The following is a 25,783-nucleotide window of genomic DNA, read 5'->3' on the forward strand; positions in this document are numbered from 1 at the left end:
TCCGGTGATCTACGACACCATGACGGTGGGGCAGAATTTGGCGTTCCCTCTGAAGAACCGCGGCGTGCCGAAGGCCGAGATCGACAAGCGCGTCGCCGAGATCGGCCGCCTGCTCGACCTCGAGCCCTATCTGAACCGCAAGGCGACGCGGCTCACGGCCGATGCCAAGCAGAAGATCTCGCTCGGCCGCGGCCTCGTCCGCTCCGACGTCGCCGCCGTGCTGTTCGACGAGCCGCTCACCGTGATCGACCCCGAGCTGAAATGGCAGCTCCGCTCCAAGCTGAAGGCGCTGCATCGCGAGCTCGACTTGACGATGATCTACGTCACCCACGACCAGACCGAAGCGCTGACCTTTGCCGACACCGTGGTGGTCATGCATGACGGCCGGGTGGTGCAGAGCGGCACGCCGGCCGAGCTGTTCGACAAGCCGGCGCATACCTTCGTCGGCTACTTCATCGGCTCGCCCGGCATGAACATCCTGCCGGCCGAGGTGAGGGGCCGTGAGGCCAGGATCGGCGGTCATGTGATCGCGCTCAACCGCAGCTACGACAAGCTGCCTGGTGGCGCGAAGATCGAGATCGGCGTCCGTCCGGAATTCGTCGAGGCCGTCGCGCCTGCGCCCGGCCTGCTCAGTGCGAAGATCGAACGCGTCGACGACCTCGGCCGCATTCGCTTCGCGCGTGCGCGGCTCGGTGATGCAAAGCTCGCGGCCCGCGCGCCGGCCGGCTTCACCAGCCCGGATGGCACGGCCGGCCTGAAATTCGACCCGTCACACGTCCATGTCTATGCCGACAGCCTTCTGGTGGAGGGAGCCGCCTGATGGACAAGACCGTCAACCAAAAAGCCTGGTTCCTGGTGCTGCCGGTGTTCCTGGTCGTCGCCTTCTCGGCAGTGCTGCCGCTGATGACGGTGGTGAACTATTCGATGCAGGACACCTTCGGCAACAACCAGTTCTTCTGGAACGGTGTCGGCTGGTTCAAGGAGTTGCTCGATCCTTCGACCGACCTCGGCGGCCGCTTCCTCGCTTCGCTTGGCCGCAATTTGTTCTTTTCCCTGGTGATCCTCGCGATCGAGGTGCCGCTCGGCATCGTCGTCGCGCTGTCGATGCCGCGCCAGGGCTGGACGGTTGCGGCCTGCCTCGTCATCCTGGCGCTGCCGTTGCTGATCCCGTGGAACGTGGTCGGCACGATCTGGCAGATCTTCGGCCGGCCCGACATCGGCCTGCTCGGCTATGTCCTCAATGCCATCGGCATCGACTACAATTACGTGTCCAATGACATCGACGCCTGGGTCACCGTCATCGTGATGGACGTCTGGCACTGGACCAGCCTCGTCGCGCTGCTGTGCTACGCCGGCCTGAAGTCGATTCCCGAAGCCTATTACCAGGCGGCGCAGATCGACGGCGCCTCGCGCTGGGCGGTGTTCAAGGCGATCCAGCTGCCGAAGATGAACCGCGTGCTGCTGATCGCGGTGCTGCTGCGCTTCATGGACAGTTTCATGATCTACACCGAGCCGTTCGTGGTGACGGGCGGCGGCCCCGGCAATTCGACGACCTTCGTGTCGATCGAGCTGGTCAAGATCGCGCTCGGCCAGTTCGACCTTGGCAAGGCCGCCGCGCTGTCGCTGGTCTACAACCTCATCATCCTGATCGTCTGCTGGATCTTCTACACCGTCATGACCAATGCCGGCGCCGACCGGAAATCGCATGAAGGAGCCGTGTGATGCATTCGATCCCCGGCCGTCGCCTCATCATGGCGCTGTTTTTGATCTTCCTGCTGTTGCCGATCTACTGGCTCGTTAACATGAGCTTCAAGACCAACGCCGAGATCGTCTCGACGATGACGCTGTGGCCGCATGCCCCGACGCTGCAGCATTACAAGCGCATCTTCACCGACGAGAGCTGGTATTCCGGCTATATCAACTCGCTGGAATATGTCGTCCTCAACACCATCATCTCGATCTCGGTGGCGCTGCCGGCGGCCTACGCGTTCTCGCGCTACCGTTTCCTCGGCGACAAGCATCTGTTCTTCTGGCTGCTGTCGAACCGCATGGCGCCGGCCGCGGTCTATGCATTGCCCTTCTTCAACCTCTATTCGGCGATCGGTCTGTTCGATACGCCCTGGGCGGTCGCGCTCGCGCACTGCATCTTCAACGTGCCCTTAGCGGTGTGGATCCTGGAAGGCTTCGTCTCCGGCGTGCCGCGCGAGATCGACGAGACCGCCTTCCTCGACGGCTATTCCTTCCCGCGCTTCTTCATCAAGATCCTGGTGCCGTTGATTGCGAGCGGCATCGGCGTCGCCGCCTTCTTCTGCTTCATGTTCTCTTGGGTCGAGCTGTTGCTCGCGCGCACGCTGACCTCGGTCTCGGCCAAGCCGATCGCGGCGATCATGACGCGCACGGTGTCGGCTGCGGGCATGGATTGGGGCCTGCTGGCGGCGGCCGGCGTGCTGACGATCATCCCGGGCGCGCTCGTGATCTGGTTCGTCCGGAATTACATCGCGAGCGGTTTCGCGCTCGGTCGGGTTTAGGGAGGCATCAATGGAATCTATCGCATGGATGGCCTGGACGCCGCCGACGGCGATCTTCTTCGTCGCGCTGGCCTGCACGCTTGCCGTGATGACCTGGCTTGGGGTGGCCTATCCCGAAGCAGAGCGCGTCGGCGTGCTGCGCATCCCGACCACGCGCGGCGACCGCCTGTTCATCTCCCTGATCACGGCGGCGGTCATCCACCTGCTCTGGATCGCCTTCGCCGGCACCGACGCCCTCGCCACGCTGCCGATCGGCGAGGACGGACTTGAAATTTCGCGCCTTTGGATCGCATCAGGAATTTCGCTGGCCACGGCCGTACTCATTTTCCGCACGGTCTAGCCCGCGAAGGAACGGCCAGATCCGGGACCAACCCGGGCCTGTAAAAAGTTTGTCGCTGCAACGGAGGAATAACATGCGGCAGTTTAGGAGAAGGGAACGTCCATTGACCAAGAATAGCTTTCTGACGATGTCCAGCGTCGCCGCCATCGTCGCGGTGTCGCTGGCCGTCTCGGCGCCGGTGCGCGCCGCCGACGACGCCGCGATCCAGAAGTGGATCGCGGAATTCCAGCCCTCGACGCTGTCGAAGGAAGACCAGAAGAAGGAGCTGGAGTGGTTCGCCAAGGCCGCCGAGCCCTTCAAGGGCATGGAGATCAACGTGGTCTCCGAAACCATCACGACCCACGAATACGAGTCGCAGACGCTGGCCAAGGCGTTCTCCGAGCTTACCGGCATCAAGCTCAAGCACGACATCATCCAGGAAGGTGACGTCGTCGAGAAGCTGCAGACCCAGATGCAGTCCGGCAAGAACGTGTACGACGGCTGGATCAACGATTCCGACCTGATCGGAACCCACTTCCGCTACGGCCAGACCATCGCGCTGTCGGACTACATGACCGGCGAGGGCAAGGACGTCACCGACCCCATGCTCGACGTCAACGACTTCATCGGCAAGTCGTTCGGCACGGCGCCGGACGGCAAGCTCTATCAGCTGCCCGACCAGCAGTTCGCGAACCTGTACTGGTTCCGCTACGACTGGTTCACCAACGCCGACTACAAGGCCAAGTTCAAGGCCAAGTATGGCTACGAGCTCGGCGTGCCCGTGAACTGGTCGGCCTATGAAGACATCGCCGAGTTCTTCACCAACGACATCAAGGAGATCAACGGCGTCAAGGTCTATGGCCATATGGACTATGGCAAGAAGGACCCGTCGCTCGGCTGGCGTTTCACCGACGCCTGGCTGTCGATGGCCGGTAACGGCGACAAGGGCATCCCGAACGGTCTGCCGGTCGACGAATGGGGCATCCGCATGGAAGGCTGCCGTCCGGTCGGCTCCTCGGTCGAGCGTGGTGGCGACACCAACGGTCCGGCCGCGGTCTACTCGATCACGAAGTACCTCGAGTGGATGAAGAAGTATGCTCCGCCGCAGGCGCAGGGCATGACCTTCTCCGAGTCGGGTCCGGTGCCGGCGCAGGGCAACATCGCCCAGCAGATGTTCTGGTACACCGCCTTCACCGCCGACATGGTGAAGCCGGGCATCGCCGTGATGAACGCGGACGGTACGCCGAAGTGGCGTATGGCTCCGTCACCGCACGGTTCGTACTGGAAGGAAGGCATGAAGCTCGGCTACCAGGACGCCGGCTCCGTGACGCTTCTGAAGTCGACCCCGGCGGATCGCCGCAAGGCAGCCTGGCTCTATCTCCAGTTCATCGTCTCCAAGACGGTGTCGCTGAAGAAGAGCCACGTCGGTCTCACCTTCATCCGTGAATCCGACATCTGGGACAAGTCGTTCACGGAGCGTGCGCCGAAGCTCGGCGGCCTGATCGAGTTCTATCGCTCGCCCGCGCGCGTGCAGTGGACCCCGACCGGCAACAACGTGCCCGACTATCCGAAGCTGGCGCAGCTGTGGTGGCAGAACATCGGCGATGCGTCGTCCGGTGCGAAGACGCCGCAAGCCGCGATGGACTCGCTCGCCGCCGCGCAGGACTCCGTCATGGAGCGTCTGGAGAAGTCCGGCGTGCAGGGTGCCTGCGGTCCGAAGCTGCACAAGAAGGAGACGGCCGAGTACTGGTTCGCCAAGGCCCAGAAGGACGGCACGATTGCTCCCCAGCGCAAGCTCGCCAACGAGAAGCCGAAGGGCGAGACGGTCGACTACGACACCCTGATCAAGTCGTGGCCGGCCCAGCCCCCGAAGCGCGCTTCGCTGCAGTAAGGCACGTCATCATAACGACGAAAGGCCGGGAGCAATCCCGGCCTTTTTCTTTTTATTGTCCTGGATTTTGCTTCCACCGTCATTGCGAGCGAAGCGAAGAAATCCAGAGTCTTTCCACGGACGTAGTCTGGATTGCTTCGTCGCTTCGCTCCTCGCAATGACGGAAGGATGGAGCGACGACGACGCCTTACTCCGCCGGTTCAGCCGCCAGCGCCGGGTAGTCCGTGTATCCCTTCGCGCCACCGCCGTAGAAGGTGTTCTTGTCCCAATCATTCAGTGTCGCGCCCGCCTTCAGCCGCTCGACGAGATCGGGGTTGGAGATGAACGGCTTGCCGAAGGCGATGAGATCAGCCGCGTTCGCGTCCAGCACCTTGGTGGCGAGATCGAAATCATAGCCGTTGTTGGCGATATAGGCGCCGGGGAAGCGCTTGCGCAGGCCCGCATAGTCGAACGGCGCGATGTCGCGCGGACCGCCGGTGGCGCCTTCGACGACGTGGAGATAGACGAGCTTCAGCGCGGCGAGACCGTCGACGATATGGTCGTAGAGGGCTTGCGGGTTCGACTCCGAGATGTCGTTGGCCGGTGTCACCGGCGAGATGCGGATGCCGGTGCGCTCGGCGCCGGCCTCGGCGGCGACAGCCTTGGAGACTTCCAGCATCAGCCGCGCGCGGTTCTCGATCGAGCCGCCATAGGCGTCGGTCCGCTTGTTGGTGCCGTCCTTGGCGAACTGCTCGAGCAGATAGCCGTTGGCGCCGTGGATCTCGACGCCGTCGAAGCCGGCTTCGAGCGCATTCTTCGTGGCGCGCTTGAAATCGTCGATGATCCCTGGAATTTCGGAGAGCTCGAGCGCACGGGGCTCGGAGACGTCGGCGAAGCCGCCGTTGACGAAAGTCTTGCCCTTGGCGCGGATCGCGCTCGGCGCCACCGGGGCTGCGCCATTGGCCTGAAGGTCGACGTGCGAAATGCGGCCGACATGCCAGAGCTGGATGAAGATCTTGCCGCCGCGCTGGTGCACCTGATCGGTGACCTTGCGCCAGCCGGCAACCTGCTCCTTGGAGTAGATGCCGGGGGTGTCCTGGTAGCCCTGGCCCTGCTGCGAGACCTGGCTCGCTTCGGTGATCAGAAGGCCCGCGGAAGCGCGCTGGCCGTAATAGTCCGCCGCAAGCGGGCTCGGTACGAATGTGCCGGGCGCGGCGCGGTTGCGCGTCAGCGGCGCCATCACCAGGCGGTTGGCCAGTGTGATCGGGCCGAGCTTGTAGGTCTCAAACAATTTGGTCGAACGGCTCATGAGAATGCTTCCAGGCGGTGAGAGGTCCGGAACATTTGTGCATCGCGGCAATCAGCGCAAGGGAGGAGCCATACAGAAACTGCAGGCGAGATGCGCAGCGGAGCCGCGCAGCATAAAGCATGTGCAATTTCAGCCGCGGCAGCAGATTCGATCTCCCGCCGCGGCCGTCTGAATCATCGCGTTTTAGTTCGCGCCGAGGAAATCGCGCTTGCCGACCTCGACGCCCGCGTGGCGCAGAAGGCCGTGGGCGGTCGCGGCGTGGAAATAGAAGTTCGGCAGCGAGAACGCGCTCAGGAATTGCTGGCCCTTCATGGTGATGGACTTGTCGGGGCCGGCCGGGAAGGTGACGTCCTTGGTGTCGGCGCCCTCGAACTGCTCCGGTTTGAATGATTTCACATAGTCGATGGTCTTTGCCAGGCGCTGCTTCAATTCCGCAAAGTTGGTCTCGGTGTCCGGTGTGGACGGCACGTCGCTGTGCGTCAGCCGGGCGCAGCCTTTGGCTGCGAAATCGCTGACCAGCTGGATCTGCTTCGACAGCGGCAGCATGTCCGGAAACAGGCGGGAGCCCAGCAGGACGCTGGGGTCGACCTTCTTGGCCGCACAATGCGCCTCGGCTTTCGTGAGCAGGCCGGTCAGGCTGTTCAGCATTTGCAAATAGGCGGGAACGACGGCGTCGTGGAAGGACATGTGATGCTCGCTCTGTGGTGGGAAATCTCAGGAGAAACCTGAGCCACTCACATGGGAACCTCATGGAAAAATACAATCGCGCCCGCGGCTTGTGCAGTGCGAAAATTCTATCGGATCGTCGCCGCCGGCTGTGCCTGCGCCGTGCCACCGCGCATCCGGGCCAAAAGCTCGGCGGTGGGCCAGGAATCGGCCGGCAGACCGTATTTGATCTGCATCGCCTTCACGGCGGCGCGGCTCTGCTGGCCCAGCACGCCGTCGACCTTGCCGACGTTGAAACCGGCCTGGACCAGAAGCTGCTGCAATTGCTTGAGCTCGTTGAACGGCAGCTGCGCGACCGGTGTGGACGGCTTTCGCATCGGAGCCGCGCCCGCGATGCGGGTGGCGAGATAACCTGCGGTGGTCGAGTAGATCAGCGAGTTATTCCACTCGGTGTAGGCCGCGAAATTCGGGTACGCCATGAAGGCCGGACCGAAGCGCCCCATCGGCAGCAGCACGGAGGCCGCGAGATTGTCGTTCGGCAGCGGCCTCCCGTCGGGATAGGTCACCCCGAGCTGCGCCCATTTCGAGCGCGGCAGCTGCACCGTAAGGTCGGTCTGATCCCACGGCAGGTTTTGCGGCACCTTGATCTCCTCCAGCCACGGCTCACCGCGCCGCCACTTCAATCCGTTGGCGATGTAGTTCGCGGTCGAGCCGATCACGTCGTCCTCGCTGCGGAGGAGATCGCGACGTCCGTCGCCGTCGTAGTCGACGGCATAGTTGACGTAATGCACCGGCAGGAACTGGGTCTGTCCGAGCTCGCCGGCCCACGAGCCGACCATCTCGTCGGGATGCAAATCGCCGCGGTCGATGATCTTCAGCGCGGCGATGGTCTCGTTCACGAACATCTCCGAGCGGCGGCAATCATAGGCCAGCGACACCAGCGACTTCAGCGTCGGCAGATTGCCCATGTTGACGCCGAAATCGCTCTCCAGTCCCCAGAACGCGGCGATCACCGCCGGCGGCACGCCGTATTCTTTCTCCGCGCGCGCGAACGCGGCCGCATGCTGCTTGATGTGCTGCTGGCCGTTCTGCATGCGATAGGGCGCGGCCATGCGGCCGGCAAATTCGGTGAAGAGCTGGCCGAACACGCGCTGGCCGCGGTCGCGATTGACGATGCCCTGGTCGTAGACGAGGTAAGGCGAGGCCGCCGCGATCGTCCGCTGCGACACGCCGGCGGCAACGGCCTGCTGCTTCACGTCGGCCAGGAAGCGATCGAAGTTCGCCCCGTTGTGGCACGACGCCGCGCGCGGCGAGGGCGCGGTGGCCCGGGGGATCGCCGGCTTTGCGGCCGGCGGAGCGAACTGGGCGGAGGCGGTTGCAGACAGCGCGACAAGAGTGACGGCCACGATCGCAAATCGGGTCTGGAGCATGAGGTTTCCGGGGGGAGGGCGCGTGGGGAATCTTGCCAAAGCTTAAGGGAATTGAGCGCCTCAAACCATCCCTTCGTCATGGCCGGGCTTGTCCCGGCCATCCACGCCTTTCGGCCTTGCGTGGAGGGAGACCGTGGATGCCCGGGACAAGCCCGGGCATGACGGAAAAGCAATGTTGGTCAAGTGCCGCGGCTCCGCGACGCACCTTGAAACCTTGCACGCGGACGGGGGTCATCCCTACCTCATGCTTGCCGGCCCGCAATCCCTCCAGCGGCCACGGCCGGCCTCGGGAGACGGCCATGAACTATCTTCGTACCGCAATGCTGCTCGCAGGCCTCACCGCTCTGTTCATGGGTGTTGGCTATCTGATCGGCGGTGCCGGCGGCGCCATGATTGCGCTCGTCATTGCCGCGGCGACCAATCTCTTCACCTACTGGAACTCCGACCGGATGGTGCTGTCCATGTATGGCGCCCATGAGGTCGACCGCAGCAGCGCGCCGGAGCTGGTCGGGCTCGTGGCCGAGCTTGCGGGCCGCGCCCGCTTGCCGATGCCGCGCGTGTTCCTGATGGACGAGCCGCAGCCCAACGCGTTTGCCACCGGGCGCAATCCGGAGAATGCCGCGGTTGCCGTCACCACCGGGTTGATGCGCCAGCTCAGCCGCGAGGAGCTCGCCGGCGTGATCGCGCACGAGCTCGCTCATATCAAGCACCACGACACGCTGCTGATGACCGTGACCGCGACCATTGCGGGTGCGATCTCGATGCTGGCGCAGTTCGGCATGTTCTTCGGAGGCAACCGCGACAACAACGGCCCCGGCATCGTCGGTTCGATCCTGATGATGATCCTCGCCCCGATCGGCGCCATGCTGGTGCAGATGGCGATCAGTCGCACCCGCGAATACGCCGCGGACAATCTCGGCGCACGCATCGCCGGTCAGCCGATGTGGCTGGCCTCGGCGCTGGTGAAGATCGAAGGTGCTGCGCATCAGGTCCCGAATTTCGAGGCGGAACGAAATCCCGCCACCGCGCACATGTTCATCATCAACCCGCTGTCGGGCCACGGCGTCGACAATTTGTTCGCCACCCATCCCTCGACGCAGAACCGCATCGCGGCGCTTCAGCAGCTCGCAGCCGAGCTTGGCGCGCAGGCGTCGCCGTCGGTCGGCGCCAATGAGAATTATCCGCCGCGGAGCCCGTGGGGTCGCTCGTCCTCGCGCGGGCCTTGGGGCTGACGCAACAGCGGCTCTAATTTGCGCGCTTTGTGACCTGTCGCACACAGGACGGTCCCGGCCGGTGTTAACACCCTGCCGTGACAGTTCCTGCGAAAGGGGATGCGTGGCCGGCCCTCTGCCCGCCACCGTCGAAGATGACCAAAGCTGCAGTACCATTGTTGATCGCCCTGGGCGTGCTGATTGGCCTGTCCACGCACACCGTCGTCAATTGCGGAGACGAGGACGAGCCCGACATCTGTTCGGCGGTGATCGGCTTCTCGCCGCTGCGCGGCTCGCTGATCGCGTTCGCCTATGAGGGGCGCGGTCGGATCGCGCTGCGCCATGGCGACTGGCGGCGGGCGATCGCGGATTTCGACGAGGCCATCCACCTCAATCCCAACCGCGCCTCGCTCTATCGCGATCGGGCGCTGGCGCGCCGGCAGAACGGCGACCTCGAACTTGCCATCGAGGATTACGACGAGGCGATCGCGCATGATCCCAGGCACGCCGCGCCCTATCACCAGCGCGGTCTCGCGCTCGCGGCCGCCGGCGATCTCGATCGCGCGATCCTGAGCTACAACACCGCGGTCCGCCTCGACCCCTCGGATGCGCAGCCTCGGCTCGACCGCGGCCTCGCCTTCCTCGCCCGCGGCCAACCGAATGAGGCGCGCGCCGATTTCGAGGCCGCGCTGGCGCTGCCCGCCAGCAAGGATGCCCACACCCGCGATGCGGCGCGCGCAAAACTCGCCGAACTCGCGAGCGCCGAGCCAACCCGGCTCGCCGCGCCCGGAAGGTAGAGATATCTAGAGCTGCGTGCGCCGCTGCAACCCTCTCCCCCTGCGGGAGAGGGTGGCTCGCCGCGAAGCGGCGAGACGGGTGAGGGGTATCTCTCCGCGCGTGAGCCTGCCGCAGTTGAATTCGCGGAAACAACCCCTCATCCGGCGCTTCGCGCCACCTTCTCCCGCAAGGGGAGAAGGAAGAAGGTGAGCGCCTACTTCGCCTTCTTGGCTTTGGCTTTCTTGGCCTTCTTCACCGGCTTTTCCTTGGGCGCCTTCTCCACCTTCACCGCGACCGGTGTGCTGGCGGCGATCCGCATCGACCGCGCGTAGCTGTCGGCGACGTTGTCGGCGGACATCTGCAGGCGCTTGGCGGCGGCAATGGCCTGCTCCATGGTGGCCTTGGCCATCATCTTGAAGCGGTCGCCAGTCTCCTTGCCTTTGGCCTTGGCCGCAAGGCCGTTGAATCGATCCCGCCGCTCCTTGGCGCGGGTCATCAGGCCCGTATGCAGCTGTCTGGCCAGTTGCCGGATCACGACATCCAGGTCGGCGTCCGCCATGTTGTTCTATCCTCTTCGAAAACAGTATCGATGCGGGCGGACTATGCAGATCGGGCCCCGCCTTGGCAATTCCCGGCCACGCGTCATCCGCAGCTTCCGGTGACCAAAACAAAAAAGCCGCGCTGCGCGCGCGGCTCTCTGCCTTGGTTTGCGCTTTCTGTCTTACTTCAGCGAGGCGACCGGGCCGCTTGTCGCTGCCGGATCGGGGTCGAAGCCGAACACGCCGACCAGATATTTGTAGTAGTCCGGCAGCTTCTCCTTGAGCACCTCGCGCGACTTCGGGTCGTGGAATTCGCTCTTGCCGGCTAGGAAGATGCTGGCGGTCACCGCAAAGAATTCCATGTGATTCTTCAGCGCGTAGGATTCCTTGGGCAGGAGATCCTTGGACTTGGCGTAGGCGTAATACCCGATCACGCCCTTGTTGGCGTAGCCGTCCGGCAACAGCCGCGCGTGGTAGGCGTGCAGGAGCTCGTGCAGCAGCACGGCTTCCTTTTCGTAACGCATCATGTCCGGCCGCAGCATGATCACGCCGAGGCCGGAATCGACCGCGAGGTCGACGGCATTGGGATTGGTCCAGCGCTGGGTGGCATGGTCCCAAACAGTGAGCGTCCGCGGCACGTGGCGCTCGACGTTCGGAGCGACCCGACCGTAGCACGCGGTCGCGGCGCCTTCGTCGAGGCAGGCCAGCTCGCTGGCGATGATCGGGACGGTGCGGAAGAAGCGCAGCACGCGCGGCGAGAGGCCGGCAGCCTCGACCACGTCGATCTGGCTCTTCACATTGTCGGTGAGCTTGTCGACATCCTTGCGGTCGGAATTCTCCGACAAGTCGAACATGTAGCCGCGGTAGCTCTGGAAGCCCGGCGGCAACGCCTGCGCTGCGCCGGCGGACGCATCCAGCGGTCCGGCATGGGACGGATTGGCAAAGAGCGCGCCGACAATGGTCGCGGTCAGCAGCAACGCAATGCGCATGATGAACCCCCTGATGTCACTTCACGCGGCAGGATAAGCCGCCGTTGTTTGCGAAAAGTGAGTGGGGCGAGACTAAGGCAGCGATGTTGAGGCGTGCTTAATCGATGGTTGCGGATCGCGGAATTGAATTAGCGCCGGATTAACCAAGCGTGGATTGCCCGCGCGCTTCGGCGTAGCATGCGGTCCGGGCACCAAGCCCTCGAACCAGATAGCCGGAAGGGAGGATGCCATGTATGCCGCCATCCGTCAGGCCAAGGCAAAAAGCGGAAGCGCCGAAGAGCTGGCGCGCCGTATCAAGGAAGGCGCCGTTCCGATCATCAGCGACGTCGACGGCTTTCGCGCCTATTACGTCGTCTATGCCGGCGACGACACGGTCACAGCGATTTCGATCTTCGACAAGTTCGAGCAGGCGGAGGAGGCGAACAGGCGTGCGATCGCCTGGATCGAGAAGGATCTGGGTGCGTTGCTTGCCGGCGACGCCCGCGCCGCCGCGGGGCCGGTGATCGTGCATACGCTGGCGTAAGTCCTTTGTCATTGCGAGGAGCGAAGCGACGAAGCAATCCAGGCTGTCACTGCGGAGACAGTCTGGATTGCTTCGCTTCGCTCGCAATGACGAGGGGGTGAATACGCCTCTCACAACTCCCGTGCATTCGAGAATGCAAAGCTCGACACCCGCCGCGTCGTCTCGTCCAGGATCAGCGTGCGCGTGATCGGCGGCTCGGCGCGCTGGGCGCAGTTTTCGCGCTCGCAGAGACGGCAGTTGACGCCGATCGGCGTGCCCTCCGTTTTCTCCAGATCGATGCCGGCAGCGTAGACGAGGCGTGCGGCGTGACGGATCTCGCATCCGAGGCCGATGGCGAAGCGCGGCTGCGGCAGCGGGTGCGGCGCGACCGGGCGGCGCACCATCTGCGCGATCGAGAAATAGCGCGTGCCGTCCGACAGCTCGATCACCTGCTTCAGCAGGCGATCAGGCGTGTCGAACGTCGAGTGCACGTTCCACAACGGACAAGTGCCGCCGAATTTCGAGAACGGGAACGTGCCCGATGAAAATCGCTTCGAGACGTTGCCGGCATTGTCGACACGAAGCAGGAAGAACGGGATGCCGCGCGCGTTCGGCCGCTGCAGGGTGGTGAGCCGATGGCAGACCTGCTCGAAGCCGGAATTGAAGCGCTGCGCCAGCAGATGGATGTCGTAGTTCAACGCTTCCGCCGCGGCCAAGAAAGCCGGGTAGGGCATCATCACGGCGGCTGCAAAATAGTTGCCGAGGGTGATGCGGAACAGGCGGCGCGGTGTGTCGTCGAGCGGGCCGGCGCGGCCGATGATGGTCTCCAGATGCTGCGTGCATTCAACCAGGCCGAGCTGGAATGCGAGCTGGAACGCGCGGCCGGGCGGGTCGACCAGCTCGGAAATCAGGAGCTGGCGCCGGTGGCGGTCGAAGCGCCGGAGCGTCTCGCGCATCACGTCCACCGGCATGATGCGGGTCTGGATCGAATGCTTTTCGCGCAGCCGTGCCGCGAGCGCCGCATAAAGCTCTTCGGCCGGCACGTTCAGTTCGTCGCGCAGAGTCTCCGCGGCCTGCTCGAGTTCCGGAAAGTAGTTGCGGTTGGCCTCGATCAGCTCGCGGACGCGCTCGACCGGATTGGCCTCATAGCGGGTGCCGACGTCGCGGTCGGCCATTTGTGCCGCGGCGAGCGTCTCGCCCTGGCGGGCCTCGGCATAGGCGGCATAGAGCCGTTGCAGCGCATGAGTGACGCCGGGGCAAAGCTCGGCGAGATCGCGTAGTTCCTGCTTGGGAACGTCGATCTGGCGGAACAGCGGGTCGGAGAAGATCTCGTTGAGTTCGGCGAAAAAGCGGTCCTCGTCGGCGGTCGCGAGGTCGCGCAGGTCGAGGTCGTAGGTTTCGGCCAGCCGCAGCAGGATCTGCGCGGTCACCGGACGCTGGTTACGCTCGATCAGGTTGACATAGCTCGGCGAGATCCCGAGCCCCTCGGCGATCTGGGTCTGCGACAGCCCCAATTGCTGCCGGATCCGCCGGAAGCGCGGGCCGACGAAGAGCTTCTTGCTGGAACCGGCGGGCATTCTCAGGTCTCCGGAGGGGGCATCAAGGGCAGGCTTACTGACCTAATTAATTTACAAGATTTACAAAGTGACATCTATTACAAGTACCGATGTTACATGACATCACCATTCAAATACAAGCCTACTATACGAGCTGAGCTTTCTCGCGTTTAGCTTCTGACACGCATCTCGCAATGCATTGTCAAGAATGTCGATGGCTGGTGGCCATCGTCGGTGAAAGGATCAGGCACATGAATTACCAGCCCCGTGGCATCAGCCCCCTCCAGGCCCCCGCCTCGTATCAGAATGAGGTCGAGGCGGCCCGGTCGCTCCTGGAGACCCAGCCGACCTGGAACGGGGTGTCGGCCGAGGCCGTCGCCCGCATGCGCCTGCAGAATCGCTTCAAGACCGGCTTGGATATCGCCCGCTACACCGCGGCGCTGATGCGAGCCGACATGGCCGCCTATGACGGCGATCCCACCAAGTACACGCAGTCGCTGGGCTGCTGGCACGGCTTCATCGCCCAGCAGAAGCTGATCTCGGTCAAGAAGCACTTTGGCAAGACCGATCGCACCTATTTGTACCTGTCCGGCTGGATGATCGCGGCGCTGCGCTCCGAGTTCGGCCCGCTGCCGGACCAGTCGATGCACGAGAAGACCTCGGTGCCGGCGCTGATCGAAGAGCTCTACACCTTCCTGCGTCAGGCCGACTCGCGCGAGCTGAACGATATCTTCCGCAACCTCGATAAGGCCCGCAAGGAAGGCGACAAGGCCCGAGAGAAGGAGTTGATCGAGAAGATCGACAACTTCCAGACCCATGTCGTGCCCGTCATCGCCGACATCGACGCCGGCTTCGGCAATGCGGAGGCGACCTATCTGCTCGCCAAGAAGATGATCGAGGCGGGTGCCTGCGCGCTCCAGATCGAGAACCAGGTCTCGGACGAGAAGCAGTGCGGCCACCAGGACGGCAAGGTCACCGTGCCGCACGAGGTGTTCCTGGCCAAGATCCGGGCCTGCCGCCACGCCTTCCTCGAACTCGGCGTCGAAGACGGCGTCGTCGTGACCCGCACCGACTCGCTCGGTGCCGGCCTGACCCAGCAGATCGCGGTCAGCCAGAAGCCCGGCGACCTCGGCGACCAGTACAATAGCTTCCTGGATTGCGAGGAAGTGACCACGGAGAACGCCCGCAACGGCGACGTCATCATCAACCGCAACGGCAAGATGATGCGTCCGAAGCGGCTGCCCTCCAATCTGTATCAGTTCCGCCCGGGCACCGGCGAAGACCGCTGCGTGCTGGACTGCATCACCTCGCTGCAGAACGGCGCCGACCTGCTCTGGATCGAAACCGAGAAGCCGCATATCGAGCAGATCGCCAAGATGGTCGACCGGATCCGCAAGGTGGTTCCGAACGCGAAGCTGGCCTATAACAACTCGCCCTCGTTCAACTGGACCCTCAACTTCCGTTGGCAGGTCTACGACGCGATGAAGGAAGCGGGTAAGGACGTCAGCAAGTACAATCGTGCCGAGCTGATGAAGGTCGAATACGACGATACGCCGCTGGCGAAGGAAGCCGACGAGCGCATCCGTACCTTCCAGGCGGATTCGGCCAAGCGTGCCGGCATCTTCCACCACCTGATCACGTTGCCGACCTACCACACGGCGGCGCTCTCGACCGACAATCTGGCGAAGGAATATTTCGGCGAGCAGGGCATGCTCGGCTACGTCAAGAACGTCCAGCGCGCCGAGATTCGTCAGGGTATCGCCTGCGCCAAGCACCAGAACATGGCCGGCTCCGACATCGGTGACGACCACAAGGAATACTTCGCCGGCGAGGCTGCCCTGAAGGCGGGCGGCGCCCATAACACGATGAACCAGTTCGGCTAACGCATCACGCTAATCGACAGGAGACTGACAATGACCAACAGCAATTTCTGGGTGATCGGCGGCGAGTTCGGTTCGATGAACTTCCACAAGCTCGTGGAAGGCTCGGCCCAGGTGCAGGGTCCGTTCAAGACCCGCAAGGAGGCCGAGGACGCCTGGCGCTCGGTCTCGGAAGAGAACCGCCACAAGGCCGGCGTCCGCTTCTCGATCGTGGAAGAGCCGTCGCGGGTCTCGGCCTGACAATCTGAATAAGAAGACGTCCAAGGACGGAGGGTCCCATCCGGCGCAAGCCGGGTGGGATCGTCTGTTTTTGGCACAGGTGAACGACCTGTGGGCACCGTAAGTAACTGGAATTGTAGGGCCTTTGCGGACACTTTGGTTGCTGATAGGTTAATCCGGCCAAGTGAGGACGAGGCCGCCAATGTCAGAGCCCGAGACCAGCGGGATCCATCCCAGCCAGCCGCGCCCGGTGCGGCTGCGCGATGCGCTGTTGCAGGCGCGAATCGAGGCCGCCGACCGGACCGGCGTCGTCGTCGATTTGCGCGATGCCGAGGTGGCGCGGCTCGAGATCCTCAACGATTCGCTCGATCCCCTGTTCGCGCAGGTGCCTGACAAGATCGACCTGTTCGACCGCGGCATCAGCCAGGGCGATACGCCCAGGCTCTGGATCGACGTCGTCGCGCACATCTTGATGGGGCGCGACAAGCGGATGTACCGCTTCGTGCAGGACACCCGCTTCGGCCGCATCGTGCTCGCCGAATCGCACGACACCGCTGTGATCGTCGAGGCCGTGACCGATTACGTCGCGCGCCGCATGATCGAGCGAGAGCATGCGATGGTGGTCCCGCCCGAGCCGAAGCCCGAGGCCGCGCCGCCGCGGCGCCGCTCGCGCCTCTGGCCGTTCGTGTTCGGATTTGTGCTCGGCGCCGCCGCGCTGTTCGGCGTTGCCGTGCTCGCGGCCCTGCGGAGCTGGTGAGGCGTCTCTCGTAGCCCGGATGCAGCGAAGCGCAATCCGGGAAACTTATCGCTACAGATGCACCGCCTCGGATTACGCTGCGCTCCATCCGGGCTACGGATCATTCCGCAATGACGGCGACGACCTCAGATCAATCTGACATGCTTGATCTGCCCGATCTGAAATCCGGCCCCCAGGCTCCGCACCGTCTGCTCGCAACGCCAGCCGGTGTTGTCCTTCTCGATCGTGAACAGATTGTAGGCCGCCGCCGGGGTGTGCCCGTGCGCGAGCGCGGAGGCCGACGGCACGCCGATTGCGGGGATGTTGCCGTTGGGGCCCTCGAACCACATCGTCGAATGAATGTGGTCGTGCCCGTGCAGGATCAGCTCGACGCCGTGGCGTTTCAAAAGCGTCAGCAGCCCGGCGGAGTCAGTCATCCGCTTGTGGCGCGCGCCGGACTTCAGCGGATGATGCACCAGCAGCACGCGAAAGACGTCCTCGGCCGCGAGCTGTTGGAGCACCTCTTCGAGCGACGCGAGCTGATCGCGCCCGAGCGTGCCTGTCGCCATCAACGGCAAGGTCGGCACCGCCGTGGACAGGCTGATCAGCGCGAGCGGCCCGCGTCGGCGCAGGCTCGGAAAGCCGATACGGCCATCGTCACCCGCAAGATAGGGCGCGAAGGTTTCGCCGAAGCGATGAAAGGTGGCGCGGACATAGGCGTCGTGATTGCCGGGAATGGTGGTGACGCGGTCGGGCGGGCCGACGCCGTCGAGCCAGGCGCGCGCCGGCGCGAACTCCGCCTCCAGCGCCAGATTGACGAGATCGCCCGTGACCGCGATGTGGTCGGGAGCTTGCGCCTTCACATCGGCGACGAGTGCGTCGAGCACCTCGCGGCGCTGGTACTTGTGACGGTTGCGCGTCCAGTTGACATAGCCGAGCGCGCGCTTGCCGGCGAGCTCGATCAACCGCGGCTTCGGTAGCGGCGGCAGATGCGGGTCGGACAGATGGGCGAGCGTGAAGGGGGCCATGGGGGGCGATTGCCTCGCTATTCGCCCGCTGTAATGGCAAGGTCGCAGGCCAGGTGCAAGCGGGGCATCGAGGGAGCCCGATGGGAGAACGTCTGAACAGCGTCCGACGGAGATTCGAGCCGCTGCTGCGGCGAATCTTCCACGCCTATTTCCTGCTGGTCCGCGGCATGACGCTCGGCGTCCGCGCCGTGGTGCTGGATGCCGACACCCGGGTGTTCCTGGTCAAGCACAGCTACGTCACCGGCTGGTATCTGCCGGGAGGCGGCGTCGATCTCGGCGAGACCATGGAGCAGGCGCTGCGGCGCGAGCTCAAGGAGGAGGGCGATATCGATCTCACCGGCGATGCCGTGCTGCATGGCATCTTCCTCAACAGCCACGTCTCGCGCCGCGACCACGTCGCGGTCTACGTCGTCAGGCAGTTCAAGCAGGATCGCCTGCCCGCGCCCAACCGCGAGATCGCCGAGTGTGGATTCTTCGCGGTCACCGCGCTGCCCGAGGGGACCACGCCCGGCACGCGGCTGCGGATCGCGGAAGTCCTACACGACAGGCCGCGGATTGCGACGTGGCGATGAGGACGGCGTGTGCTAGTAAATCGCCGCGCCTGCGGTGTCGGCGCATGGACGAGGGATGAAGATTGTCTCAATCGACAAGGTCATGGCCATTTCGGGTCGCCGTGCTGGTGCCCTGCTACAATGAGGAAGCCGCCGTCGCGACGGTCGTCGCCGATTTCCGCAAGGCCCTGCCTGCGGCCGAGGTCTACGTCTACGACAACAATTCGACCGACCGCACCGCGGCGGTCGCGCGCGAGGCGGGCGCGATCGTGCGCAGCGAACGGCGCCAGGGCAAGGGCCACGTCGTGCGCCGCATGTTCGCGGACATCGAGGCCGACATCTACGTGCTCGTCGATGGCGATGCGACCTACGACGCGCCGAGCGCGTCGCGCATGATCGACCAGCTCCTCGATGAGCATCTGGATATGGTTGTCGGTCTGCGCGTCGATCAATCGCAAGCGGCCTATCGGCGCGGTCATCGCATCGGCAACCGGCTCTTCACCGGTTTCCTGGCATCGACCTTCGGTCACGCCTTCAAGGACATCCTGTCCGGTTACCGCGTGTTCTCGCGCCGCTTCGTCAAATCCTTCCCGGTCCTGTCCGGCGGTTTCGAGATCGAGACCGAGTTCGCGGTCTATGCGCTGGAATTGTCGCTGCCGGTCGCCGAGGTCGAGACGCCCTATTACTCGCGCCCGGAAGGCTCCTTCTCCAAGCTCAACACCTGGCAGGACGGCTTGCGCATCTTCAACACGATGCTGAAGCTCAACCGGTCGGAGCGGCCGCTACGCTTCTTTTCGGCGATCGGCATCGTCCTCGCGCTGCTGTCGATCGCTTTCGGATTGCCCGTGGTGATCACCTTCCTCGAGACCGGTCTCGTCCCGCGCCTGCCGACCGCCGTGCTCTCCATGGGGTTGATGATCATGGCGCTGCTTTCGGCTTCGTCGGGGCTCGTGCTCGACACCGTGACGCGCGGACGGCGGGAAATGAAGATGCTCGCCTACCTGTCCCAGCCGCCGCTCGGGAGGCCCTGAAATTGCCCCCGGGGCCGGGCGCAATCCCATGGACCGCTGCCCTCCAAGGTGATATTCCGCCGACGCGATGAACGATCTCTCCCTCACCATCCGGTCGGAAGCCGCCGGCGATGCTCAGGCCATCGAGCGGCTGCACGAACGCACCTTCGGACCCGGCCGCTTCGTGCTCAGCGCGTACCGCATCCGCGAGCATGTGGATCATGTGCTCGATCTCTCCTTCACCGCCCGCGTCGGTACGTTGCTGATCGGATCCGTCCGGCAATTGCCGATCTGCGTCGGCGACACGCCGGCACTGCTGCTCGGACCGCTGACGGTCGAGCCTCCGTTCCGCAGCCGCGGCGTCGGCCGGCTGCTGCTCGAGCGCGCGCTGAAGGATGCCAAGGCGCAGGGCCACGCCATCGTGCTGCTGGTCGGCGACGAACCCTATTACAGCCGCGTCGGCTTCAAGCAGGTCGCCAAGGGACGCGTCACCATGCCGGGCCCGGTTGATTACAGCCGGCTCCTCGTCACCGAGCTGGTCGAGGGCGCGTTCGAAGGCGTATCGGGTCCGGTCGGCCCCGACTGGAGCAAGACGCGAACCTGACGCGCCATCGCTTCGAAGCTCACATGAAGGTAGGGCAGTGCCGGTCGATCAGCAATATTACCGGGAAGTGGCGTCCGGGAGCACGGCGGAAAAGCTGCTGATCGCGGCGCGCGACCGCATCTTCCAGGATTTCATCGCCCAGATGCAGCCGTCCGCGGCGGACGAGATCCTGGATGTCGGCGTGTCCGACGTGATCAACGATGGCGCCAACGTGCTGGAGCGAAGCTACCCGCATCAGCACAAGATCACGGCCTGCGGCCTCGGCGAAGGATTAGGGTTCAAGGCGGCTTTTCCACTTTGCCGTTACGTGCAGATCGAACCGAATAAACGGCTACCGTTCGACGACAATGCGTTCGATGTCGCGACATCCAATGCCGTGCTCGAACATGCCGGAAGCCATGAAAATCAGGTGCTGCTGGTCGCGGAGCTTTGCCGCGTCGCGCGGCGGGTGTTCATCACGGTCCCCAACAGGTTCTTTCCGGTCGAGCACCACACGGCCATCCCGCTGGCGCATTATCTCGACGGCACCTTCAGGATCGTCTGCAGGATCGCCGGCAAGTCGGAATGGACCGACGAGCAAAACCTGATTCTGATGACGCGAAAACGGCTGCTGGAGCTCGCCGCGCTGGTTGCCAAATCTGCGAGTGCCAAGTCCTCCACCCCCAAGTCCGCGGCCGTGGGCTACACCGGTTTGTCGCTCGGCCCGCTATCGTCCAATCTCTATCTCGCTTTCCGCTAAAGCAGCCGCCTCCCGCCGCAGCATGATCCCGATGAACAAAATCCACACCAGCAAAGTCGTCTTCGCCGTGTTGTTTCTCGCGGTGCTGGTCGGCCATGTCTGGACCATGATGCGATGGAACGAGGCGCGCGGCGTCTATGACGACATCTGCTACCTCAGGCAGGCGCATCTGTTCCAGAGGTTCGGGTTGGTGGAGGGATTCGACACCAACCTCGCCCGCGACGACGATGGCTATCAGAGAGCAAAGCTGAAAGAGATCGGCTACCCCGACTGGAACGATACGACCGCCGCGCCCTGTCACAATCTGATGCCGGCCACGGGGAAGGTCGTCATTCAATACCCGCCGGGTGTCGGACTGGTATTGGCGTTGTTTCCGCCGGGTCACCAGGTCGTGCCCATGTACCTGCTGGCGACCATTGTCGTCCTCGGCCTTGCGCTGTTTGCGCTTTCTCTCGCGCGCAGCATGAGGTCGGTCCTGATGGCCGGGGCGTTCGGCTGTCTTGCGATCTACCTGATGGTCAATCCGGTCAAGGCGAGCTATTCGATGGCCCCGACCGTCGTCGTGTGTGCCCTCGCAGGATGTCTCACGGCGCGATCGCTGGCGGGCCCGCGATCTCAACCTAATATCTGGCTGCTGGCGCCCATCGGTTTCCTGCTCGGATTGACCGTCGATTTTCGGTTGGCCAATCTCTTCCTGGCGTCCGGCTATGGCGTGTTTCTCCTCGTCGCGTTCCTTGCGGAGCGGACCTTGTCCCGGTTCTTGCAGGGAGTCGTGTTCGGCGTCGCGTTGCTGGCCGGCGTGATCCCGACCATCGTCTTTCACGCCGTCAACGCCGGCAGTCCGTTCGCGTCGACCTATGGCAACAACCCCGATGTCAGGCCGCTGGATTTCTCGTTCGCGGTCGTCCGGGATTACCTCGCGGACCCGCTGCAGACGTTGCTGATCGTCACCGGAATTGCAGGCTCGATCTGGCTGTTGCGGCAGGCGAACGGCATTCGCCGCGTTGCGCTGCTCACGTTGGTCAATCTGGCGCTCAACCTCGCCTTCTTCTTCACCTATCCGATCGCGACGCCATACTACACGATCCCCATTTCTCTCCTGACATTGTGGACCCTGCTGTTTGCCGTGCTGTTTCAGGAGGCGGCAGATGACGCCCCTGAAACAGCCGCTTCAGCCACAGGACGATGAAGTCCGGCTAGCTATCGCGCTTTCAGAACTTGAAGTTCGCGAACGCCCGCACGCCGATGCCGGGCATCAGCACCTCGTCCTTGGTGTAGGACACCGAGTTGCGGATGTTCTCGTTCAACAGATTGTTGCCGACGAGACCGAGCAGCATCTCGCGCGCGCCGAATGCATTCGGGTTGAGCTTGGTCTTATAGCTGACCTCGGCCTTCAGCAAATTGTAGCCTGCCGTCGGCGTCTCCGCGATCACTGCGACGTCGTTATGAGCGAAGGCGTGCAACAGATTGACGCGCATCAGCCAATTGTCGTCGCGCCAGAACACGCCGCCGCCCAGTCTCACCGGCGGAATGCGCGGCACGTTGGTGCCGTCGGTGAAGGTGGCACGGACCACGTCGAACTGGTTCTCGATGCCCCAGATGCCGCCCTGCAATGCACCGACGTCGAGCTGCGACTGGAATTCGCCGCCGCGGAAGTTCGCGTCCCGCTGCGAATAGACCGCCTGGTTCACCTCGGCGCCGGGCGTGCCGCACGAGGCAAAGTCGTCGTCGCACATCACGCCGGTGAGACGGCGATAGATGAAGTTGTTGAAGTGCGTGTAGTAGACGGTCGCCTCGAACCGGAACGGTCCCGTCGCCTTGCGCAGGCCGACCTCGACGGATTTTGCCGTCTCGATGCCGAGGTTGGGATTGCCGATGTCGAAGGTCGCGGTCGCATCATGCGCGCCGCGCGAGAACAGCTCGGCAGCTTTCGGCGCGCGCTCGACATATTGCGCGGTGATGCTGCCGACCAGGCCGCCCGGCAGGTCCTGCAACAGGCCGATGCTGCCGCTCTTCGGCGTGAAGGACGGATTGCGGCCGATACTCGCCTGCGGCGTGCCGTCGGGCAGGAAGTCCGCGGGAAAATCCGGCGTCGTGCCGTGCAGCTCGACATGCTCGACGCGGCCGGCGATCTGCGCCCGCGTCGCGTCCGTGAACTTGAACTCGTTGAAGGCGTAACCGGCAACGCGCGTGCTGTTGTTCGGGTCCCACAGGCCGTTGAACAGCGTGCCCGGATTGTCCGGGCTCGGCGCGCTCAATTCCTGATGACCGGCCTGGAAGCCCAGCGCCGTCGTCACCTCGGCGAAGCGTGCGTTGAACGGCATCAGCTGCACCTCGGTGCGGATCTCCTGCTCCTTGTTGGTGAAAGTCTGCCGCACGCCGTCGCTGGTGGGATCGGCGGGATCGGCAAGCCCGATCTCGTTGTGCCGATAGTCGGTCGCACCGGCCCAGAAGCGAACGACATCGATCGCCGTAGCATCGGGATGGTACTCGCCCTTGACGTTAATCTTGGTCTGGTGACCATCGATCCGCGTGTTGTGGTCGGCGCCGTCGATCCCGGGAATGTGGTAGAGCGCGTCGTTCTGGGTGATCGCCGCACCGATATAGCCGCCCTGGAAGAAGTAGGAGCCGCCGATCGAGGCGCCGTCCGAGCGCGTCGCCGAGTTGGGCTGGCGTCCGTTGGCGACGGGCCGGCTCTGGTCGGTGAGGTACGGGTAGCTCGGGATGCTGTAGTCGGTGGTGTTGCGCCCGTAGACGTCGGCATGGAAGGCAAAATCGCCGCCGCCAGTGTCGAGCAGCACGCCGCTCTCGACGCCGCGGTCGACCGAGCTGAACGCGCTGCGCGTCTCGGCGGTGACGCAAGGCGATGTCGCGGCGCTCGCGAGCGGTGCCTTGACCGGCAGCCCGAAACTCTGGAACGGCTGGGCACCGCAGTTCGGCAGCGCGTCCGGAATCCGGTTGTTGGTGGCGCTGACGACGCCGCCGATCGAGGTCGAGCCATAGCGCAGCGCAGCCGGCCCGCGCACCACCTCGACCTGGTTGGTCGCGAGCGGGTCGATCGGGACGAAGTGATCCTCGCCGAGATCGGAGGCGCCGCCGGCATTGGTGCCGTTCTCCACGATGCCGACGCGGTTGACGTCGAGCCCCCGGATGATTGGCCGGCTGGAGGCGCCGGGCGCGAAGCTCGAGCCGGTGATGCCGGGTTTCGAGAACAGGAGGTCGCCGAGCTGGCCGCCGCCCTCGCGGCGGATCTCTTCGTTCGGCACCACGGTGACGGTCGCGAACTGGTTGGTCACGATGGGCAGCACGCCCTGCTGAGGTGCCGCCGGCGTGGAGGCTGCCGGCGTGGCGTCCGCCGTGCGTTCGTGGCTGCGTGCCCGCGCGGTTCGCGTGGGGCGGCCCGGGTTGCGGGTCGGCACCACCGCCCTGCGTACGATGGGGCTCGGGGCCGTCACGGTGACGGCGGGGATCTCGGTCGATGATTTATCCTCGGCCAGCGCCGAGGTAGCGGCGCCGAGCAGGAGCAGGCTTGCTCCGCCAAGGCGCTGCGCGCGCCGCAATTTGAATAACATGGTCCTGATTCCAGTCAGGCGCCGTCCGCATGATGGTCTGCTGATCGGAGGCGGCCTGCCGTCGCTGCGCGACGGAATTCGACTTCAACGTCTCCCGGGCACGCGCCTGAAAGCGGCGAGTCCGGGCGTGATCAAGCTGGAGTCAGGACGCGGGAGGGGCGCGCGGCTGGAACGCCGTGCCGGCCGATTTCAAATGGACGAATTCGGCGTCGCTGGTGCGGAAGAGCAGGTCGATCGCCTGCGGCAGCAACAACACAGGCGGCGCCGCGAACATGACGGTGCCAGCCATCGCGACCAATGCGCAGATCGCGCAATTGTCCTCGCCCGGGTGCTCCCGGTCGGGAGCCAACGGCGATTGCCTTTCGACCGCAGCGCGGTCGATCGCAGCGAGACCTTGGTTGCTGTCGGTCTGCTGCAGCGAGGGCTGGGCGAGGGGAGCGGCCTGGGCAAACCAATGGCTGTGGCCGAACGTCAGCGCGAACTGCACCAGCATCGCGAAGATCGCGAGCCGGGCGCCGTGCCTGATATTCGACCGGAACCACTTCATCTGGAAACGCCACCCCACATCGCGAGGCCCCAATCCCCTCGGCTTCCTGCGATGTTATAATGTAACATCGCGCGATCGGTGAGCGGATGTCAACCGCGGGCAGGCCCGCGGGCGCAGGCCGTAGTTCGATGTGTCGTTCGGGCAACTAGCGCCCTTCGCGCACCCGCGTCGCCGCAAACGCGAGTGACGCACTTACTTTGCCTCGTTCGTTCCCGATTGCTTGGAAAACACTGCCGCTGGCGTGCACCAAGTCACTGGCTGAACGCGGAGGCAACTTCCCGCCGATGCGCCAATGATAGCCAGGGTCGCCCGATCGACGCCCGCCTCGATTGCGTTGCCCAAAACGCTCGGTTCTCGCGCATAGTCGCCTTGAAATATCGCACTAAAAACTATAGTTTATAGAACTATAGATGCCATGGTGCGTATTTTCAAAACCAGAACACTCGCGAAGTTTACGCGCCAGAATGGCATCAGCGATGCGGCCCTTGTCGAAGCCGTTGACCGTGCCAAGCGTGGCCTGATCGACGCTGATCTCGGCGGCAAGGTTATCAAGCAGCGGGTCGCTCGTCCGGGGCAGGGCAGGAGAGGGGGATTTCGGATGCTGATCGGATTTGGCTCCGATCGCGCCGTCTACCTCTTTGCCTTCGCCAAAAACGAGCGCGAGAACATTAGCAACGGTGAGCTGCTCACGCTACGTGAAATCGCAACCTCGTTTCTGGACGCGGACAAAAAGAGCATCGACCGAGCGCTAGGCGACGGAATTTTAATCGAGGTGCACGATGGCAACGACAAAGGTTAAGAAGGCAAAGACCAGTCGACTCACGAAGGAGTTGCTGGAAACGGCGGATGATCTGCAGAAAAGCGGTCTGTTGACGAAGGCAGCACGCGGCAAGATTACAATGCGGCATCTCGGAGCCTCAGATATCCCGGCTGCTATCACGGCGAAAATTTCGGGCGCTGACATAAAGGCGATCCGCGAGGAGGCAAAACTGAGCCAAGCAGTTTTCGCCCGCTACCTCAATGTAACGGCCGGCTACGTGTCGCAAATCGAACGTGGCGACAAACATCCTACTGGTCCCGCCCTTGTGCTCCTCAACGTGATCCGCCGTAAAGGCATCGAGGCAATCCTCTAGGCAAGGGGAGGGAGCGCATCGGCCGTGGCGTCGCTGGGTGGGTCTCGTCCAATCACGCCCTGAGAGGA

At 64.0% G+C, this 25,783-nt stretch carries 27 protein-coding genes; 18 read left to right on the top strand and 9 right to left on the bottom strand.

Going from position 1 to position 25,783, the window contains the following annotated elements:
• The 5 genes from AC0L20_RS35615 to AC0L20_RS35635 form a co-directional block, all read left to right on the top strand.
• On the top strand, positions 1 to 820 hold an 820-nt coding region (locus AC0L20_RS35615), incomplete at its 5' end, for an ABC transporter ATP-binding protein (protein ID WP_473295071.1).
• A complete protein-coding gene (locus AC0L20_RS35620; protein WP_007595151.1) occupies positions 820 to 1,722 on the top strand; it encodes a carbohydrate ABC transporter permease in 903 nt (300 codons plus the stop codon). The genes AC0L20_RS35615 and AC0L20_RS35620, both read left to right, overlap by 1 nt.
• Positions 1,722 to 2,528 (top strand): carbohydrate ABC transporter permease, encoded by an 807-nt coding sequence (locus tag AC0L20_RS35625; protein ID WP_018454979.1) that lies wholly within the window; start codon positions 1,722 to 1,724, stop codon positions 2,526 to 2,528. The genes AC0L20_RS35620 and AC0L20_RS35625 overlap by 1 nt, the downstream gene beginning before the upstream one ends.
• 10 nt (positions 2,529 to 2,538) lie before the next feature.
• Positions 2,539 to 2,868 (top strand): DUF2160 domain-containing protein, encoded by a 330-nt coding sequence (locus AC0L20_RS35630; protein WP_211398805.1) that lies wholly within the window; start codon positions 2,539 to 2,541, stop codon positions 2,866 to 2,868.
• A gap of 127 nt (positions 2,869 to 2,995) precedes the next feature.
• The gene (locus tag AC0L20_RS35635) at positions 2,996 to 4,738 is read left to right on the top strand and encodes an ABC transporter substrate-binding protein (protein ID WP_035962951.1); all 1,743 of its coding nucleotides are present in this window, start codon (positions 2,996 to 2,998) and stop codon (positions 4,736 to 4,738) included.
• A 187-nt stretch (positions 4,739 to 4,925) separates the two neighbouring features.
• Here the strand turns inward: AC0L20_RS35635 and AC0L20_RS35640 are convergent, their stop codons facing one another.
• The 3 genes from AC0L20_RS35640 to AC0L20_RS35650 form a co-directional block, all read right to left on the bottom strand.
• Positions 4,926 to 6,026 carry an alkene reductase gene (locus AC0L20_RS35640; protein ID WP_473295072.1) on the bottom strand — a complete coding sequence of 367 codons (1,101 nt, stop codon included), beginning with the start codon at positions 6,024 to 6,026 and terminating at the stop codon, positions 4,926 to 4,928.
• A 183-nt stretch (positions 6,027 to 6,209) separates the two neighbouring features.
• A complete protein-coding gene (locus AC0L20_RS35645; protein ID WP_473295073.1) occupies positions 6,210 to 6,713 on the bottom strand; it encodes a DUF1993 domain-containing protein in 504 nt (167 codons plus the stop codon).
• Positions 6,714 to 6,820: 107 nt separating this feature from the next.
• Positions 6,821 to 8,122 (bottom strand): lytic murein transglycosylase, encoded by a 1,302-nt coding sequence (locus AC0L20_RS35650; protein WP_473295074.1) that lies wholly within the window; start codon positions 8,120 to 8,122, stop codon positions 6,821 to 6,823.
• A gap of 299 nt (positions 8,123 to 8,421) precedes the next feature.
• Between AC0L20_RS35650 and htpX the strand changes: the two genes are divergently transcribed.
• Both htpX and AC0L20_RS35660 read left to right on the top strand, forming a co-directional pair.
• A complete protein-coding gene (htpX, locus tag AC0L20_RS35655; protein ID WP_473295075.1) occupies positions 8,422 to 9,354 on the top strand; it encodes a zinc metalloprotease HtpX in 933 nt (310 codons plus the stop codon).
• Between the two features lie 134 nt (positions 9,355 to 9,488).
• Positions 9,489 to 10,130 carry a tetratricopeptide repeat protein gene (locus tag AC0L20_RS35660; protein WP_473295076.1) on the top strand — a complete coding sequence of 214 codons (642 nt, stop codon included), beginning with the start codon at positions 9,489 to 9,491 and terminating at the stop codon, positions 10,128 to 10,130.
• A gap of 194 nt (positions 10,131 to 10,324) precedes the next feature.
• On the opposite strand, the gene AC0L20_RS35665 is transcribed toward AC0L20_RS35660, so the two are convergent.
• Positions 10,325 to 10,669, bottom strand: coding sequence for a hypothetical protein (locus tag AC0L20_RS35665; protein WP_473295077.1), 345 nt, complete (start codon positions 10,667 to 10,669; stop codon positions 10,325 to 10,327).
• 162 nt (positions 10,670 to 10,831) lie between these two features.
• On the bottom strand, positions 10,832 to 11,638 hold the full coding sequence (locus AC0L20_RS35670) for a hypothetical protein (RefSeq protein WP_473295078.1): 807 nt from the start codon (positions 11,636 to 11,638) through the stop codon (positions 10,832 to 10,834).
• 229 nt (positions 11,639 to 11,867) lie between these two features.
• On the opposite strand from AC0L20_RS35670, the gene AC0L20_RS35675 reads away from it, so the two are divergent.
• The gene (locus AC0L20_RS35675) at positions 11,868 to 12,161 is read left to right on the top strand and encodes an antibiotic biosynthesis monooxygenase (RefSeq protein WP_007607017.1); all 294 of its coding nucleotides are present in this window, start codon (positions 11,868 to 11,870) and stop codon (positions 12,159 to 12,161) included.
• A gap of 110 nt (positions 12,162 to 12,271) precedes the next feature.
• Here AC0L20_RS35675 and AC0L20_RS35680 read toward each other — a convergent pair whose 3' ends face one another.
• Positions 12,272 to 13,717: a helix-turn-helix domain-containing protein gene (locus AC0L20_RS35680; RefSeq protein ID WP_473295079.1), complete on the bottom strand. Its 1,446-nt coding sequence runs from the start codon at positions 13,715 to 13,717 to the stop codon at positions 12,272 to 12,274.
• 230 nt (positions 13,718 to 13,947) lie between these two features.
• Between AC0L20_RS35680 and AC0L20_RS35685 the strand changes: the two genes are divergently transcribed.
• From AC0L20_RS35685 to AC0L20_RS35695, 3 genes are all read left to right on the top strand, one after another.
• Entirely contained in the window at positions 13,948 to 15,579 is a 1,632-nt protein-coding gene (locus tag AC0L20_RS35685; RefSeq protein ID WP_473295080.1) for an isocitrate lyase, read from the top strand.
• A gap of 30 nt (positions 15,580 to 15,609) precedes the next feature.
• The gene (locus AC0L20_RS35690; protein ID WP_007595122.1) at positions 15,610 to 15,816 is read left to right on the top strand and encodes a DUF4170 domain-containing protein; all 207 of its coding nucleotides are present in this window, start codon (positions 15,610 to 15,612) and stop codon (positions 15,814 to 15,816) included.
• A gap of 181 nt (positions 15,817 to 15,997) precedes the next feature.
• Positions 15,998 to 16,552 (top strand): hypothetical protein, encoded by a 555-nt coding sequence (locus tag AC0L20_RS35695; protein ID WP_473295081.1) that lies wholly within the window; start codon positions 15,998 to 16,000, stop codon positions 16,550 to 16,552.
• Positions 16,553 to 16,677: 125 nt separating this feature from the next.
• Here AC0L20_RS35695 and AC0L20_RS35700 read toward each other — a convergent pair whose 3' ends face one another.
• On the bottom strand, positions 16,678 to 17,559 hold the full coding sequence (locus tag AC0L20_RS35700) for a metallophosphoesterase family protein (RefSeq protein ID WP_473295082.1): 882 nt from the start codon (positions 17,557 to 17,559) through the stop codon (positions 16,678 to 16,680).
• A gap of 80 nt (positions 17,560 to 17,639) precedes the next feature.
• Between AC0L20_RS35700 and AC0L20_RS35705 the strand changes: the two genes are divergently transcribed.
• From AC0L20_RS35705 to AC0L20_RS35725, 5 genes are all read left to right on the top strand, one after another.
• Entirely contained in the window at positions 17,640 to 18,131 is a 492-nt protein-coding gene (locus AC0L20_RS35705; RefSeq protein ID WP_473295083.1) for an NUDIX domain-containing protein, read from the top strand.
• 62 nt (positions 18,132 to 18,193) lie between these two features.
• Complete coding sequence (locus AC0L20_RS35710; protein WP_473295084.1) at positions 18,194 to 19,141, top strand: glycosyltransferase family 2 protein; 948 nt, start codon at positions 18,194 to 18,196, stop codon at positions 19,139 to 19,141.
• A 67-nt stretch (positions 19,142 to 19,208) separates the two neighbouring features.
• A complete protein-coding gene (locus AC0L20_RS35715) occupies positions 19,209 to 19,724 on the top strand; it encodes a GNAT family N-acetyltransferase (RefSeq protein ID WP_473295085.1) in 516 nt (171 codons plus the stop codon).
• Positions 19,725 to 19,761: 37 nt separating this feature from the next.
• Positions 19,762 to 20,463, top strand: a complete 702-nt coding sequence (locus tag AC0L20_RS35720) for a methyltransferase domain-containing protein (protein WP_456765622.1) — start codon at positions 19,762 to 19,764, stop codon at positions 20,461 to 20,463.
• A gap of 31 nt (positions 20,464 to 20,494) precedes the next feature.
• A complete protein-coding gene (locus tag AC0L20_RS35725; RefSeq protein WP_473295086.1) occupies positions 20,495 to 21,652 on the top strand; it encodes a hypothetical protein in 1,158 nt (385 codons plus the stop codon).
• 22 nt (positions 21,653 to 21,674) lie between these two features.
• Here AC0L20_RS35725 and AC0L20_RS35730 read toward each other — a convergent pair whose 3' ends face one another.
• Both AC0L20_RS35730 and AC0L20_RS35735 read right to left on the bottom strand, forming a co-directional pair.
• Positions 21,675 to 24,035 (bottom strand): TonB-dependent receptor, encoded by a 2,361-nt coding sequence (locus tag AC0L20_RS35730; protein WP_473295087.1) that lies wholly within the window; start codon positions 24,033 to 24,035, stop codon positions 21,675 to 21,677.
• A 142-nt stretch (positions 24,036 to 24,177) separates the two neighbouring features.
• Positions 24,178 to 24,582 carry a DUF2946 family protein gene (locus AC0L20_RS35735; protein WP_473295088.1) on the bottom strand — a complete coding sequence of 135 codons (405 nt, stop codon included), beginning with the start codon at positions 24,580 to 24,582 and terminating at the stop codon, positions 24,178 to 24,180.
• A 415-nt stretch (positions 24,583 to 24,997) separates the two neighbouring features.
• Here AC0L20_RS35735 and AC0L20_RS35740 point away from each other — a divergent pair, with 415 nt between their 5' ends.
• Positions 24,998 to 25,381 carry a type II toxin-antitoxin system RelE/ParE family toxin gene (locus AC0L20_RS35740; RefSeq protein WP_473295089.1) on the top strand — a complete coding sequence of 128 codons (384 nt, stop codon included), beginning with the start codon at positions 24,998 to 25,000 and terminating at the stop codon, positions 25,379 to 25,381.
• Positions 25,362 to 25,715: a helix-turn-helix domain-containing protein gene (locus tag AC0L20_RS35745; protein WP_473295090.1), complete on the top strand. Its 354-nt coding sequence runs from the start codon at positions 25,362 to 25,364 to the stop codon at positions 25,713 to 25,715. Before AC0L20_RS35740 ends, AC0L20_RS35745 begins: the two co-directional genes overlap by 20 nt.
• The last annotated feature ends 68 nt before the right edge of the window (positions 25,716 to 25,783 follow it).

The organism is Bradyrhizobium sp. Kon58, from assembly GCF_055807455.1.

Bases quoted from the DNA above. Each gene is read 5' to 3' on its own strand.
- AC0L20_RS35660 (WP_473295076.1), top strand. From the start codon at position 9,489: ATGACCAAAGCTGCAGTACCATTGTTGATCGCCCTGGGCGTGCTGATT.
- AC0L20_RS35665 (WP_473295077.1), bottom strand. From the start codon at position 10,669: ATGGCGGACGCCGACCTGGATGTCGTGATCCGGCAACTGGCCAGACAG.
- AC0L20_RS35695 (WP_473295081.1), top strand. From the start codon at position 15,998: ATGTCAGAGCCCGAGACCAGCGGGATCCATCCCAGCCAGCCGCGCCCG.
- AC0L20_RS35700 (WP_473295082.1), bottom strand. From the start codon at position 17,559: ATGGCCCCCTTCACGCTCGCCCATCTGTCCGACCCGCATCTGCCGCCG.
- AC0L20_RS35690 (WP_007595122.1), top strand. From the start codon at position 15,610: ATGACCAACAGCAATTTCTGGGTGATCGGCGGCGAGTTCGGTTCGATG.
- AC0L20_RS35645 (WP_473295073.1), bottom strand. From the start codon at position 6,713: ATGTCCTTCCACGACGCCGTCGTTCCCGCCTATTTGCAAATGCTGAAC.
- AC0L20_RS35745 (WP_473295090.1), top strand. From the start codon at position 25,362: ATGGCAACGACAAAGGTTAAGAAGGCAAAGACCAGTCGACTCACGAAG.
- AC0L20_RS35735 (WP_473295088.1), bottom strand. From the start codon at position 24,582: ATGAAGTGGTTCCGGTCGAATATCAGGCACGGCGCCCGGCTCGCGATC.
- AC0L20_RS35705 (WP_473295083.1), top strand. From the start codon at position 17,640: ATGGGAGAACGTCTGAACAGCGTCCGACGGAGATTCGAGCCGCTGCTG.
- AC0L20_RS35625 (WP_018454979.1), top strand. From the start codon at position 1,722: ATGCATTCGATCCCCGGCCGTCGCCTCATCATGGCGCTGTTTTTGATC.
- AC0L20_RS35635 (WP_035962951.1), top strand. From the start codon at position 2,996: ATGTCCAGCGTCGCCGCCATCGTCGCGGTGTCGCTGGCCGTCTCGGCG.
- AC0L20_RS35685 (WP_473295080.1), top strand. From the start codon at position 13,948: ATGAATTACCAGCCCCGTGGCATCAGCCCCCTCCAGGCCCCCGCCTCG.
- AC0L20_RS35680 (WP_473295079.1), bottom strand. From the start codon at position 13,717: ATGCCCGCCGGTTCCAGCAAGAAGCTCTTCGTCGGCCCGCGCTTCCGG.
- AC0L20_RS35640 (WP_473295072.1), bottom strand. From the start codon at position 6,026: ATGAGCCGTTCGACCAAATTGTTTGAGACCTACAAGCTCGGCCCGATC.
- AC0L20_RS35730 (WP_473295087.1), bottom strand. From the start codon at position 24,035: ATGTTATTCAAATTGCGGCGCGCGCAGCGCCTTGGCGGAGCAAGCCTG.
- htpX (WP_473295075.1), top strand. From the start codon at position 8,422: ATGAACTATCTTCGTACCGCAATGCTGCTCGCAGGCCTCACCGCTCTG.
- AC0L20_RS35670 (WP_473295078.1), bottom strand. From the start codon at position 11,638: ATGCGCATTGCGTTGCTGCTGACCGCGACCATTGTCGGCGCGCTCTTT.
- AC0L20_RS35630 (WP_211398805.1), top strand. From the start codon at position 2,539: ATGGAATCTATCGCATGGATGGCCTGGACGCCGCCGACGGCGATCTTC.
- AC0L20_RS35650 (WP_473295074.1), bottom strand. From the start codon at position 8,122: ATGCTCCAGACCCGATTTGCGATCGTGGCCGTCACTCTTGTCGCGCTG.
- AC0L20_RS35715 (WP_473295085.1), top strand. From the start codon at position 19,209: ATGAACGATCTCTCCCTCACCATCCGGTCGGAAGCCGCCGGCGATGCT.
- AC0L20_RS35725 (WP_473295086.1), top strand. From the start codon at position 20,495: ATGAACAAAATCCACACCAGCAAAGTCGTCTTCGCCGTGTTGTTTCTC.
- AC0L20_RS35675 (WP_007607017.1), top strand. From the start codon at position 11,868: ATGTATGCCGCCATCCGTCAGGCCAAGGCAAAAAGCGGAAGCGCCGAA.
- AC0L20_RS35620 (WP_007595151.1), top strand. From the start codon at position 820: ATGGACAAGACCGTCAACCAAAAAGCCTGGTTCCTGGTGCTGCCGGTG.
- AC0L20_RS35740 (WP_473295089.1), top strand. From the start codon at position 24,998: ATGGTGCGTATTTTCAAAACCAGAACACTCGCGAAGTTTACGCGCCAG.